This window comes from Rhodococcus sp. OK611, assembly GCF_003050885.1.
Taxonomy (GTDB): domain Bacteria; phylum Actinomycetota; class Actinomycetes; order Mycobacteriales; family Mycobacteriaceae; genus Rhodococcus_G; species Rhodococcus_G oryzae.
The window spans coordinates 203,342-216,351 of record NZ_QAOZ01000002.1; the positions used below are offsets into that span (position 1 = coordinate 203,342).

Below are 13,010 nucleotides of genomic sequence, written 5' to 3' on the forward strand. Positions count from 1 at the left end.
ATTGCTTTGCTATTCGTTTAACCTGTCTGCGGCGCGTGCCGAGCCCGTGCCCCAACTTGCGGGAGGTGGTAGGCGTGCCTGGTCTCAGATCCGAGGCGCAGACGTCACCGGTTCCGTTACCGATCCCGTTCGACGCCCGGTAGCAACGCCCCGGTGCCGCGGGACGGCACCGTCGGACGCCCCGTGGCGTGGCGACTCGCGTGTACAGGCCCATCCTCCGGACCTTGTGCCTTCGCCGATCGGTTGCGCGGTGCTCGCGCCTCCCTGCTTTTCCTAGACCACGCTCTTCTCGACACCGCCACGCGGTCGTGCCTGGGCTTTCGCTCACCCTCGACCGCCGGGAGGTGCGGCCTTGACGCGTGCCGTACCGCTTGATCTCCCAGCGAAATACGTTCCCATCGAGGCATGCGCCGGGCCTGCCCGCGCGATGCGCCCGCTGCGCACCGCGCAGCCCTTCGGCATGCCGAGAAAAGAAGGATTCACCCATGAGCAGCACGATGCCGACCAACGACTACGCGCAGACGACCGCCGACCCGATGGCGCCGAGCGCCGAGAACGTGGGGCTGCTACGCGACATCAGCACTGAGTTGCGCGGACTGAACTCGGAGATGGAAGAAATCTGCGAGATCACTCAGGACCAGCTGAAGGTCACCGAACAGACCCGCCGGGTGACCGCGTGGACGGCGGTCGCTGTGGTGCCCGGTGCCCTCGGGTCGCTGTACGGCTCGAACTTCGAGCACATGCCCGAGCTCAAGTTCTACTACGGCTGGCCGATCTTCCTCTGCGTGCTGGCGACCAGCGCGCTGGCCACCTACTTCGGGATGCGCCGCAAGGGCTGGCTGTGAGCCGGCTGTCGAGCACGGAAGGGAGGAAACACATGGCCACGCAACACATCCCGGCCAGTCTGCGCGGGCTGAGCGCCCGCGACCTGGAACAGCGCAGGACCGAGGAACTGCACGCCTTTCTCGCGGGTGTCCGCGACTACCGGGCGGGGCTCTCTCGGCTGCACCGTAAGTCGGTGGACCTGGTCGTGGAGACCAGGCGTCAGCGGGTGGTCTCCGGGTGGCTCGCGGTGGGCCTCGTGCCCATCTCGTTCGGCGGGATCTACGCCGCGAACTTCAGCGACTTCGGCGGGATGCCTGAAACCAGGTGGCTGTACGGATGGCCCGTCTTCCTCGGCGTGCTGGCGATCATCTGCGCCACCCTGTACGTCGTGATGCGGCGCAGGGGCTGGATGAAGGTCTGACGGAGTGAGTTCACCGCATGCTCCCCGCTATCGGCGGGGAGCATGCGGTGGCACGACAACGGCTTTCGCTCGTCATACATGCGGAAGTCGTCGCGGCATGGCCCCCGCTAGGAGGATTGGTCCCGCTGCCGGAGCCGGTGGGCGGCCTCGGCGCAGGCGAGGATCACCAGCGTCATCGCGAGGCTGAGCGCGAAGGGGTCGGGCGGCGTGGGCTCGAATACCCCACGCGGAAGATCATCGAACACGGACAGCGTGTCCCAGTGCCAGTTGCCCGTGCCCTGTCCTGCGATGGTCAGCGCGCTCGGGACGAACAGGACGGACAGGCCCACCGGGATTGACGCCGCGCGCCGGGGCACGGCCGAGGCGAGCGCATAGCCGGCGATCGGCGCCAGCGCGAGGTACCGGATCCCCTCGACTGCCCAGGCGTCGTTCAGTCCGGCCAGCCCGGCCGCGGCGTTGACCGCGAGCAATACGAGCCCGAGAGTCGGTTTCGCCCAGCGACTTCCGACGGCGGCGCCCGCGAGGAGCAGCGTCAGGAGGATCGCGATCCAGATCGGGTCGGGGCCGGTCGCCACCAGGAGGGGTGCGGACGCGGCAAGCACTGCGGTGGCGGTCAGCAGGAACACCCCGTCACGGCCATCGAGCAGAAACGCGGCGATGACGATCGCCACCAGCAGCAGCGCGAGCATCGGAGCCGCGACGGACCAGTCGCTGCGGTGCTCGCCGAGGACGGCGTTGCTCGTCAGCCCGGCGACGACGACGATCGCGACCGCGCAGAGCGGATTTCGCGACGAGCCCGCAGGCTCTGTCGCGGAACCCCTCGCGAGCACGGCGCCCGCCACGCAGCACCCGAGCGAGGGCAGCAACAGCCACCACGGTGGATCGGTGAACATGGCTGCCTCGCTGATGGGGAGGCTGTAGGCCGTCCAGCCGAATGAACTGGACTCCACCGTCGGATGCGCGGCTGGGTAGGCGAGCATGAATGCCGCGAACGCGCCCGCGCCGAGCGCGACAGTCGGATACCGAGTACCCGCCGCCACGGCGGCTGCGCCGCCCATCGCCAGCCCGGAGCCGATTCCCGCCAGATAGATCAGCGCTATCCCCGACTCCAGCTGATGTACATGGACATTCACGAGGGCGCCGAGGCCCAGCACCGTGAGTCCGGAGACCGCAACCAGATAGGCGCCTGCTCGGGAGCCGCGGCGTGCCATGGCCCCCGCGACCGCGACCGCGAGCACCACGCCCAGGGTGGCGGCTAGCGGCCGACTGGTCAGAACCAGTCGGAGCTGGCTCTCGCTCCCGGCGATGCCGGACTGCTCGGCCACCGGCGCGACAAGGGCCCAACCGGCGGTAGCGGCAACGAGAAACGCTGCGGTGGTGTCGAGGACGGCGACCCAGCGCCTGCTCACGCGGGTTCCGGCTCGGTGGTGGCCGTCGGCCGGGCCAGCGTACGGATGCCGACCGCGCAGGCCAGCACCGCGATCAGCAGGGCGATACCCGCGACCCGGTCGTCGTAGGCCGGGATGTCGAAGATGTCGACGAAACTGCCGCCGGTGAATGTCGGCTCCCGCCTCATCTCCGGCATGGACTCGAGTGGATTGTTCATGGGATCGCCAGTGAGGGGCACATTCGCGCCATCAATCGAACCGCCGTACGCGACCTCACCGCTGTAGACCGTTGCCGCTGAGTGAAAGACCATGGACACGAACGGGATCCCCAGCCCGACCGCGGCGAAGGCCGCCGTGCCGGGCAGCGACGACCCGAACGACAGTCCCGCACCGACGCCGAGCACGGCCAGCCGCACCAGCAGCATTGGGCCGTCCTGGCCGAGTTCTGGCCAGATCGCGCCGACCATCGGGATCAGGGCGACCACGAACAGGCCGCCGATCGTCGACCGCCACGTCATCGACACGCGCAGGCCGACCGCGACCGCGACCGCGCCGACGAGGATCGCCTGCCAGTGCTCGACGTCGGGGAACGGCCCCCCGAGATCCACCAGCACCGGCATCGAGGCCGCCGCGACGCCCGTCGTGGCCAACAGGAATCGGCCGCCTGCCGCCTCGATCGTCTGCGCGGCGAACCAGGTGAGCACCAGGACCAACACCATGGAGAGCCCGATGACGATCCACGAGCTGACCCGAGACGTGTAGTCCTGCCGGTCGATCCAGTACAGCAGGGCCCGGTTGGCCAGCGCGATCGACGCCGCGGCCGTGACCGCGAGGCGCAGTTCGCGCCCGGTCGCGCGTTGGATCCGGGTGGAGCCGTCGGCAACTGCCGCGGCCACCACAGCCAGCACGAGCGTCGGTCCGAGCAGCCACCAGGACGGTTCGCCGATGGTGGAGGTGGTCTGCGCCGGGAACACCAGCTCGAAGGCGCGGGCGGTGAGGAAGGTGGCGAGCACGCCGAGCGTCAGCGCGAGCTGCCCGGCCCGCCGCCCCCACACCGTCGCCACCGCCGCGCCGAGGATCGCCCCTGCGGCCACCGTCTTGAGGTAGTGCAGGGCGATCAGCTCGTCGACGCCCCAGATCCCGGGGACCGCCAGGCGCGCGCCGATCAGGACGACCGTCGCGAGTGCGATCGCGATCCAGGCGATCCGACGGGATCCCTTGCGCTGCAGCAGCGCGTACGCGAGCACCGCGACGACGGCTCCCACCGCGACCCCGGTCGGCTGGCTGGAGACCCAGCGGCTCAGTTCGCGATCGGACGTGTAGACCGCCCAGCCGCCGCCCGGGGGATTGGTCAGTACGAACGCGGCCAGCACCCCGCCGAACAGGGCGGTCAGGGCCGAGAGGACTTCACGGGGTTCGACGGGCATTTTTCGACGCTAACCGACCGCGCCCCGCCGCGGCGGCAACCGGGCGATCGGGGTCCCCGCATGCCAGGATCGTGACGACCGACTACGACGCGAGGAGCGCGCATGACTTCGATCAACGACAAGGCGACCACCCTGCTGCAGCTGCATCAGCCCGGCAATCCGGTGATCCTGCCTACGGTGTGGGACGCCTGGTCGGCAAACCTGGCCGCAGAGGGCGGGTTTGCGGCGCTGACGGTGGGAAGCCACCCCGTGGCGGACTCGATCGGCAAGCCCGACAACGAGGGCATGAGCTTCGAGGAGTTGCTGACCCGCGTCGCGCAGATCACCGCCTCCGTCGACGTTCCGGTCTCGGTCGACATCGAGTCCGGCTACGGGCAGACCCCTGAACGGCTGATCGCCGGGCTGATCGAGGTGGGCGCCGTCGGGCTCAACATCGAGGACACCGTGCACAGCGAGGGCGGCAGGCTGCGCGAGGCGCAGGAGCACGCGGACTTCGTCGGTGGGCTGCGCCGGGCGGCGGACGCCGCCGGGGTGCACATCGTGGTGAACGCCCGTACCGACCTGTTCATCAAGCAGGTCGGCGACGAGTCCGATCGCGTCGAGCGCGCGATCGCGCGGCTGAAGCTGGCTGCGGAGGCGGGCGCGGACTCGTTGTACCCGGTCGGGTTCCACAGCGACGAGGTGTACCAGCGGCTGACCTCGGAGCTCCCGTTGCCTGTCAACGCGATCGCCGATCCGGTGCGCGGCGAGAAGGCGAGCTACGCCTCCCTCGGGGTCGGCCGGGTCAGCTTCGGCCCGCTGCTGCAGGCCGCGCTGGCGGTGCGTGCCAACCAGCTCCTCGCCCGCTGGATCTAGCGCGCGTCTTTTCCGCGGGGTGATCCCGTCAACGACACCGGGCGTCGGACAGGTACGCGAGCACCTGTCCGATGCCCGGTGTTCGCCGGCCTAGGCCGTGTTCAGTGCCACGGCTTCGTGAATGAGCGCGATGAACGCCTTGTCGTCGATCGTGTCGCCCTCATGGATGTCGATGGCCCGCCTGGTGTTGCCGTCGAGGCCGGTGTTGAACAGGCCCGACGGGTCGTCCAGTGAGGCTCCCTTGGCGAAGGTGACCTTGACGATATTCTTGTATGTCTCACCGGTGCAGATCATTCCGGCGTGGTACCAGACCGGGACTCCGCGCCACTTCCATTCCTCGACCACGTCCGGGTCGGCCTTCTTGATGAGAGTTCGGATGTGAGCGAGCATTTCGCCCCGCCAGTCACCGAGCTCTTCGATCCTCGCATCTATCAGCTGAGACGGATTCTCCATGGGTGCCATTCGCTCTCTTCATGGTTGGTGTCGCTCGCCGGTCACTCGAGTATCCACGCGGACCACCGCGAGTGCATCGCGACGCGCAGCGCGTCAGCGCGTGTAGGCAGCGCTCTTGGCGCCGACGAGGTCGACCAGGTCCCGCTGCGCGAGGTTTGCGTCGAGCAGGTGCAGACCCCAGTTCTCCGTCGGGAGTGCGGGCAGCAGGGCGGCGCCTCGGCCCTCGACCATCAGCACGTGCGGTCCGTCGCCCCCGGTGCACCGGGCGCGGAAGGCATCCACCTCGCGCCCGGCGACGACGCCGCGGATCGGGGCCTCGGCGTTGTCGTGCAGCGAGGCCGGATTGGTGCACAGCACCTCGTATTCGGGGCCGAACGGCAGATTCGCGCGGGTGCCCGACGTCCCGGCGTTACGCGGCGAGAGTCCGTAGCGGGTGTCGGGCGGCGGCGTCCGCGAGAACGCCGAATAGGCGATGACGCACCCGGTCTGGGCGGGGTCGGTGCAGGCGGGCACCGAGTCGAAGTCGCCGCCCACGGTCGCGCCCTTGCGGACCAGCACGTCACCGCCGAGCAGCAGTGCCGAGACCAGCTGTGGCTGGACGGGTTTCCCGTCGATGCGATTGTGGATCAGCATCCGCAGCATCCGGGTGCCCTGCGAATGGCCGATCAGCACCACCCCGCGGCCGTTGTTGTGATGGGCCAGGTAGTCGTCCCACGCCCTTTCCACGTCGTCGTACGCGACATCGAGCGCGGCGCTGCGCTCCTCGGCCGTCCCGGTGAACAGCGCGCGCAGGGTGACCTGGCGGTACACCGGAGCCCACACGTTGCACTTCTCACCGAACGGCTCTGCCTGCGTGCGGGCGACCGTGCGCAGCTCGGGTGAGGCGTCGAGGTTCGCGTTCACGGACTGTTGGAGCGACGCGGTGGGATACACGTAGAAGCAGTCGATCGGCGCGCCTGATCGTCCGCCACACGGGTCGTCGGTCTGGCCGGGCCTGCACAGCCAGGTGGTCGCCGACTCCTGCGGCGGTGCGGCCGAGGCGTGCGGAGCCGCGATCGCGAAGGCTCCGACGAGCAGAAGCAGGGTGGTGCAGGCGCGGGCGAGCGGGCGGAACGGGCGGCGGCTCGGCATGCTCACGGATGCTAGTCCCGTGGCCACCCGGCCGGTAGCCTCAGCGATTCTCGGCGTACGCCGCGAGGTGTGCCACCTGCTCGGGGTCCAGGGACGGGCGAACCGCCTTCCTGGCCGCGGCGACGTCCGCCGCGGTCACGTCCGCCGCGTCTACGCTGCGACGCATGGCGGCCAGCGCCGCCTCCCGCAGCAGCGCCGCGCAGTCCGCCGCCGAATACCCGTCGAGATCCTCGGCCAGCGCATCGAGGTCGACGTCCGCCTCGAGCGGGATCGACTTCCCGGCGGTCTTCAGGATCTGCTTGCGCGCCTCGGCGTCCGGCGGCGGCACGAAGACCAGCCGCTCGATCCGGCCGGGGCGCAGCAGCGCCGGGTCGATCAGGTCCGGCCGGTTGGTCGCGGCGAGCACCACCACGTCGCGCAGCGGTTCGACACCGTCGAGTTCGGTGAGCAGCGACGCCACCACCCGGTCGGTGACGCCGGAGTCGGAGCTCTGTCCGCGGCGCGGGGCCAGCGCGTCCACCTCGTCGAGGAAGATCAGCGAGGGGGCCGAGTCGCGGGCCCGCTGGAACAGCTCACGCACCGCCTTCTCCGATGCGCCCACCCACTTGTCCATCAGCTCGGCGCCCTTGACCGCGTGCACGCTGAGTTGGCCGGAGCTGGCGAGGGCGCGGACCACGAAGGTCTTGCCACACCCGGGCGGGCCGTACAGCAGCACCCCGCGCGGCGGGTCCACCCCGAGGCGGGCAAAGGAATCCGGGTGCTGCAGCGGCCACAACACCGCCTCGGTGAGGGCCTGCTTGGTCTCGACCATGTCCCCGACGTCGTCGAGGGTGACGCTGCCGATCGCCAACTCCTCGGTGCCCGACCGCGACAGCGGGCGGATCACGTCGAGGGCGCCGACCAGGTCCTCCTGCATCAGGTTCGGGTCCTCCCCGCTGCTGCTGGCCCGCGCCGCGGCCCGCAGTGCCGCCTCCCGGACCAGGGCGGCGAGGTCGGAGGCGACGAAACCCGGTGCCCGCGCGGCGATCTCATCGAGCTTGAGGTCGGTGGTGGGGACCTTGCGCAGCATCAGCTCTAGCAGCGCCCTGCGCAGCCGGCCGTCGGGGAGCGCAACGGTGAGTTCGCGGTCGCACAGGTCCTGGCCGCGGACCCGGTCGTCGAGCGAATCGGGATGTGCGGTGGTCGCGACGAACGCGCAGCCCGGGGTGTCCACCGCGCGCCGCAGCTCGTCGAGGATGAGCGTGGAGACCGGTTCCGGCTCGGCGGGCAGCAGCGCGTCGATGTCGGTGATGAGCAGCACCCCGCGCTCGTGCGGCTCCCCGGCCGCGGCGCCGGTGAGGCGGGCAACCGCGTCCGACACCCGCTGCAGCCGGGTGGCCGAATCGAGCGCGCCGATCCCCGGGCCGTCCAGCGCGATCACGGTGCGCTCGGCGAGAACAGCCCGCGCCAGCGTCGCCTTGCCCACCCCGCCGGGCCCGGTGATGAGCACGCCGAGATGCGGCGACGCCCCGAGCGTGTGCAGCAATTCCGGCTCGTCCAGCGCCAGCTTCAGCCACTCGCTGAGCTTGGCGGCCTGGGCGTCGACGCCGACCAGGTCGGCCAGCGGAACGGGTGCGGGCGCAGGTGCGGCGGCCAGTGCGGCGGGCGTCTCGACGGACGGCACCGCGCCCGCGCCGGGTACCGCGACACCGATGCCCCAGCTGACCGCCGAATTGGGTTGCACGCTCACCGGTCCCGTGGGGTCGACACTCGTCACGGTGAGCAGTTCCGAGGTCCAGGCGACACCGAAGGTGCGCGCCAGCGATTGCGTCGCGCCCGCGGTGCTGGTGCCGGGCCCGAGGTCGCGGGGGAGCAGCGAGACCGTGTCGCCGACGGTGAGCACCTTGCCGAGCAGTGCCTGTCGCAGCGTGGTGTCGGGGATCGACGCAGCCGCGAGGGCCGACCCGGTGACGGTGACGGACCTGGCGCCGTACACCGTCACGGGTGAGAGCACCACGCGCGCATTCTCTTTGAGCCCGGCGTTGGAGAGGGTGACGTCGTCGAGCAGCGCGGTGCCCGTCGGGGTGGTGGCGGGCGCCAGCGCGACCACGGCGGCGGTCCGCCTGGCGCCGATCACGGCGATGCCGTCCCACTCGCGCAGCCCCAGCGCGGCCAGCGCCTCGGGGTGCAGTCGCACCACGCCGCGGCGGGCGTCGGAGGCGGAGGTGTTCAACCGGGCGGTGAGCGCGAGTTCCGGAGAGTTCACGTGGACCAGCCTAGTGCGCGGCCGGGTCTGCCGGATTCCGCGCAGGTACCGACAGGTTCGCGCCGGAAATGACGAGATCGCACAGCGGTTGGGGGTGCAACGGCTGTGCGATCTGGCGAAAAAGGGTGCGTCGTCGGCGTTGGTGACGCCGACGACGCGGCCGGGCTACCGGGGGCGTCGCAGTCCGAGGCGCGCGGCGGAGACCCGGCCGCCGTCGCCCGTCGGCGCCCGCCGGATCGCCCGGCGCTCGGCCGGTTTGACGTCCCACACCTCGGGGCGCGCGGCGACCCACCGCTTGGAGCGAACCGCGAACGGGATGTGCACGAGGTAGGCGAAGACCAGCACGATCATCAGGACGAACGGGTAGGTGACCAGGGCGGCCGCCACCAGTGCGACGACCACCAGCAGCGCCGCGGCCATCCGCTTCGGCACGGCGAAGGTCTTCATCGCGAGGGTGGGTACCCGGCTGACGATCAGCGCGGCGGACAGGATGGTCCAGATGGCGACCACGTAGAAGGACGACCACCAGCCCTCGCCCCACTGCACGAAGGCCGCGAGGGGGGTCAGCGCGATCAGCGCGCCCGCCGGGGCGGGCACACCGACGAAGAACTCGCTCGCGTAGGCGGGCGCCGAGTCGTCGTCGAGAAGGGTGTTGAAGCGGGCCAGCCGCAGCACGATGCTCACCGCGTAGACGAGCGCGATGATCCAGCCGGCGCTGCCCGCGTCGAGCAGCGTCACGTACAGCACCAGCGCCGGGGCGACGCCGAACGAGATGGCGTCGGACAGCGAGTCGAGCTCGGCGCCGATCTTGCTGGTGGCGTCGAGTAGTCGGGCGATCCGGCCGTCCAGCGAGTCCAGCACCGCGGCCGCACCGATCATGGCGAGGGCGATGCCGAGCTTGCCGTCGAGGGCGAACTTGACCGCGGACAGGCCGCCGCACAGCGCCAGGATCGTGATGGTGCTCGGCAGCAGGAACAGCCCGGACGCCGCCGTCCTCCTGGCCGTCACCGCCGCGGCGACGGTGCGCTTCGGTGTGTTCACGGGAGCAGGGCGAGGACGGTCTCGGCGCCGATGGCGCGCTGTCCCCGCTCCACCATCAAGGTGGTGCCCTTGGGGAAGTAGGTGTCCACCCGGGACCCGAACCGGATCAGGCCGTAGGTGTCGCCGATCGGGAGCCGGTCGCCGACGTTGGCGTCGCACACGATGCGCCGGGCCAACAGTCCGGCGATCTGGACGACGGCGATCTCGTGACCGGCCTCGGTACGCAGCAGCATCGAGTTGCGCTCGTTGGCGTCACTGGCCTCGGCGAGGTCGGCGGAGAGGAACTTGCCCGGCTTGTGGACCACGGCGAGCACCTCGCCCGCGACGGGGCTGCGCTGCACGTGCACGTCCAGCACGGACAGGAAGATGCTCACCCGGGGGACCGGGGCGTCGCCCATGTTCAGCTCGGCGGGCGGGACGGCGGTGTCGACGAGGGCGACCTCGCCGTCGGCGGGGGAGACCACGACGTTCGCGCGGTTCGGCGGCACCCGGTGGGGGTGGCGGAAGAAGGCGGCGCTGGCGCCCGCGGCCGCGAGACCCGCGCGGCGGACCCACTTGCGGTTGCGTCCGAGCAGCGCGACCGTCAGCGGCGCCACGACGAACGGGATCCCGGCCGGATGCAGCGGCGGAACCGTGTTGCGGACCAGTTCCGCGACGTGCGCGATACCGGTGGTTTGCGGGGTGCCAATCGGGATGGGGCGGCGGGCCACGGGCTCCTCTTACTGTTCGTCTTGCTGTCCGGCGAGAACGTGCGCCCGGGCGGCTTCGAGGCCGGGCTCGGGCACCCACAGGCTAGCCGAGACGGGCAAGGAAGGGGGACCCGGCCGCCGCTGAGCTGGGTGAACGAGCCCGCCGCCGGTTGTCTCACCCGGCCTGTGAGAGCCGTTCCCTCAGCCGGGCGATGCCGCCACGGACGGTCGCGCCGTAGCCGTCGTCCGACAGCGTGGAGACGCACGCCTCCGCGAGCTCGAGGTGCGCCCGCGCCCGGTCGTCCTCGCCCAGCTTGGCGTAGTCGGCGGCGAGGTTCAGGTGCAGCGACGGATAGAAGCCCGCCACCTGCAGCGACGAGTGGTGTCGCTGGGCGCGCTCGTCGGTGAGGGAATCCGCCGCCTCGAGCGCGCGCAGGTCCCAGTCGAGCTCGTCCGCCGGCTCGTCCTGCACGTCGGCCATGTAGTGGGCGATCGTGACGGCGTGCAGCGGATCCCCGTCGGGCCCGGTCCGTTCCCACAACGTCGCGAACGCCGCGCGGGCGCCCGCCCGATCACCGCCGTTCGCCAGTTCCTGCGCGGCCATGATGCCGGTCATGATCGGGTCCGCTTCGCTCATCGTCTGCCTTCCGTCGGGTGAGAGCACGACGGTAGGCCGGGCCACTGACAGCGGGCCGTCAGCGAATCCCGTCGCGGCGCAACGCGACCGAGACCGCCGCCGCCCTGGTGTCCACCCCGAGCTTGGCGTAGATGTGCGCGAGGTGCGTCTTGACGGTGGCCTCGCTGATGAACAGCCGTTTGCCGAGTTCCTTGTTGGTACAGGCCCTCGGCGAGCAGGGTGAGCAGTTCGGCCTCGCGTGCCGTGAGCGCCTCGTCGGGGCGTCGCATCTGCTGCAGCAACCGCGATGCCACCGGGGGCGACAGCACGCTCTGGCCCGCGACCGCCCCACGGATGGCGGCGAAGATCTCCTGCGGCGCCGAGTCCTTGAGCAGATAACCGATGGCGCCGGCGTCGATGGCCCTGACCACGTCGGCGTCGGTGTCGTAGGTGGTGAACACCAACACAGGCAGCGTGGGGCAGGCGGCGCGGATCCGGCGGATCGCCTCGACACCGTCGATGCCCGCGCCGAGCGCGAGGTCCATCATCACCAGCCGCGGGGCGAGCGCCGCGGCCATGTCCACGCCCTGCTCGCCGGAATCGGCCTCGCCGATCACCTCGATGTCGGGCTGCGAGTCCAGCAGGGCCCGCAGCCCAGCCCGCACCACCAGGTGGTCGTCGACCAGCATCACGGTCGTCGCTGTCATCGCTCGCCTCCGTAGGGGATCTGGGCGGCGACGACGGTGCCCTCGCCGGGGGCGCTCTCCACGATGAGCGTGCCGCCGAGTGCCTGCACCCGTTGCCGCATCGCGCGGAGGCCGAACCCGCCTGCCGTGGAATGGTCGCCGACGGCATCGGCCGCGAAGCCGCGACCGTCGTCGAACACATCGAGGGCGACGGCGCCGGGCAGGTAGGTCAGGGTCACCCCCAGAGTCTGCGCGTCCGCGTGCCTTGACACGTTCGACACCGCGCTCTGGGTGATCCGCAGCAGCGCGTGGCCGACCTCGGCAGGCAGCGCGGCCGGCACGCCGACCACCCGCAGCTGAGCCGCAGGGAAGTGCCCGCGCGCGGCGCTGAGCAGGGCCGCGTCCAGGCTCTGCGTCTCGAGATTGGGGGAGGCGAGGTAGTGCACCAGGTTCCTGGTCTCGGCGAGGTTCTCGCGCAGCGACGCGGTCGCGGTCCGTACCTCCTCGCGCGCGGGTGAGTGCGGCTGGTCCCAGGCCAGGTCCGCGGCCTCGAGGTGCAGCAGGCTGCTGGTCAGGCCCTGGGTGACGGTGTCGTGGATCTCGCGGGCGAGCCGTTCGCGCTCGGACAGCACGCCCGCCGCGCGCTCGGTTTCGGCGAGCCGCGACTTCGCCTCGGCGACCTGTTCGAGCAGCCGAACCCGTTCCCGGCTGTCCCGCTCGATCTGGCCGTACGCGATCACCACGAGGGCGCCGGTGCAGATCGGTCCGATCAGCACGGCCCACTCGGTGCGGCCGCTGAAGTTGAAGAAGGCGACGCTGGTGACCACGGCGAGCCCCGCGACGATCAAGTACGCCGTCCTGCTCAAGAACGCGCGGGTGCAGAGGAAGAACATCGGGAACGCGCACCATGCGAAGCTCGGCGCCAGCCACACCAGCACCGCCCAGGTGGTCAGCACCGGCCACACCCAGGGCTGCCAGACGCCCGCCCGGCGGGACAGGGCCACGGTCACGGTGTAGAGCGCGGCCAGCGCGACGATCAGGGCCGCGACGATGACGAACCGGCCGCTGACGCCGTGATAGGTCAGGTATCGGGCGGTCGAGGTCGCCAGCAGCACGTAGAACGAGACGTGGATCGCGACGTCGAGCGGTCCGTGGGAGTCCCGGTCGGCCGGGACCTGGTCGCCGCGGGCGGTGACAGGACTGGACATCGGGTCGATCCTACGGAGCGGGCGC

The 13,010-nt window shown here is 70.9% G+C and carries 12 protein-coding genes and 1 pseudogene; 3 read left to right on the forward strand and 10 right to left on the reverse strand.

Going from position 1 to position 13,010, the window contains the following annotated elements; translation table 11 throughout:
• The first annotated feature begins 485 nt into the window (after positions 1 to 485).
• Together C8K38_RS02845 and C8K38_RS02850 are read left to right on the forward strand one after the other, a co-directional pair.
• Positions 486 to 845 carry a CorA family divalent cation transporter gene (locus tag C8K38_RS02845; RefSeq protein ID WP_097210161.1) on the forward strand — a complete coding sequence of 120 codons (360 nt, stop codon included), beginning with the start codon at positions 486 to 488 and terminating at the stop codon, positions 843 to 845.
• A 32-nt stretch (positions 846 to 877) separates the two neighbouring features.
• Entirely contained in the window at positions 878 to 1,246 is a 369-nt protein-coding gene (locus C8K38_RS02850) for a hypothetical protein (protein ID WP_097210162.1), read from the forward strand.
• 107 nt (positions 1,247 to 1,353) lie between these two features.
• Here C8K38_RS02850 and C8K38_RS02855 read toward each other — a convergent pair whose 3' ends face one another.
• Together C8K38_RS02855 and C8K38_RS02860 are read right to left on the reverse strand one after the other, a co-directional pair.
• The gene (locus C8K38_RS02855; RefSeq protein WP_097210163.1) at positions 1,354 to 2,655 is read right to left on the reverse strand and encodes a hypothetical protein; all 1,302 of its coding nucleotides are present in this window, start codon (positions 2,653 to 2,655) and stop codon (positions 1,354 to 1,356) included.
• Entirely contained in the window at positions 2,652 to 4,061 is a 1,410-nt protein-coding gene (locus C8K38_RS02860; RefSeq protein ID WP_097210164.1) for a hypothetical protein, read from the reverse strand. The genes C8K38_RS02855 and C8K38_RS02860 overlap by 4 nt, the downstream gene beginning before the upstream one ends.
• A 102-nt stretch (positions 4,062 to 4,163) precedes the next feature.
• Between C8K38_RS02860 and C8K38_RS02865 the strand changes: the two genes are divergently transcribed.
• The gene (locus C8K38_RS02865; RefSeq protein WP_097210165.1) at positions 4,164 to 4,916 is read left to right on the forward strand and encodes an isocitrate lyase/PEP mutase family protein; all 753 of its coding nucleotides are present in this window, start codon (positions 4,164 to 4,166) and stop codon (positions 4,914 to 4,916) included.
• A gap of 90 nt (positions 4,917 to 5,006) precedes the next feature.
• On the opposite strand, the gene C8K38_RS02870 is transcribed toward C8K38_RS02865, so the two are convergent.
• The 8 genes and pseudogenes from C8K38_RS02870 to C8K38_RS02905 all read right to left on the reverse strand — a co-directional run bounded on the left by C8K38_RS02870 (position 5,007) and on the right by C8K38_RS02905 (position 12,985).
• A complete protein-coding gene (locus tag C8K38_RS02870; RefSeq protein WP_097210166.1) occupies positions 5,007 to 5,378 on the reverse strand; it encodes a DUF1801 domain-containing protein in 372 nt (123 codons plus the stop codon).
• A gap of 84 nt (positions 5,379 to 5,462) precedes the next feature.
• A complete protein-coding gene (locus tag C8K38_RS02875; RefSeq protein ID WP_097210334.1) occupies positions 5,463 to 6,500 on the reverse strand; it encodes a DUF3089 domain-containing protein in 1,038 nt (345 codons plus the stop codon).
• A 40-nt stretch (positions 6,501 to 6,540) separates the two neighbouring features.
• Positions 6,541 to 8,745 carry an AAA family ATPase gene (locus C8K38_RS02880; RefSeq protein WP_097210167.1) on the reverse strand — a complete coding sequence of 735 codons (2,205 nt, stop codon included), beginning with the start codon at positions 8,743 to 8,745 and terminating at the stop codon, positions 6,541 to 6,543.
• 165 nt (positions 8,746 to 8,910) lie between these two features.
• Positions 8,911 to 9,723 (reverse strand): CDP-alcohol phosphatidyltransferase family protein, encoded by an 813-nt coding sequence (locus C8K38_RS02885; protein ID WP_097210335.1) that lies wholly within the window; start codon positions 9,721 to 9,723, stop codon positions 8,911 to 8,913.
• Between the two features lie 59 nt (positions 9,724 to 9,782).
• A complete protein-coding gene (locus tag C8K38_RS02890; protein ID WP_097210168.1) occupies positions 9,783 to 10,496 on the reverse strand; it encodes a phosphatidylserine decarboxylase in 714 nt (237 codons plus the stop codon).
• A 154-nt stretch (positions 10,497 to 10,650) separates the two neighbouring features.
• Positions 10,651 to 11,112: a hypothetical protein gene (locus C8K38_RS02895; RefSeq protein WP_179800437.1), complete on the reverse strand. Its 462-nt coding sequence runs from the start codon at positions 11,110 to 11,112 to the stop codon at positions 10,651 to 10,653.
• A 58-nt stretch (positions 11,113 to 11,170) separates the two neighbouring features.
• A pseudogene (locus C8K38_RS02900) lies at positions 11,171 to 11,798 on the reverse strand (response regulator).
• Positions 11,795 to 12,985, reverse strand: coding sequence for a sensor histidine kinase (locus C8K38_RS02905; RefSeq protein ID WP_097210169.1), 1,191 nt, complete (start codon positions 12,983 to 12,985; stop codon positions 11,795 to 11,797). Before C8K38_RS02905 ends, C8K38_RS02900 begins: the two are co-directional and overlap by 4 nt.
• Positions 12,986 to 13,010: the final 25 nt, after the last annotated feature.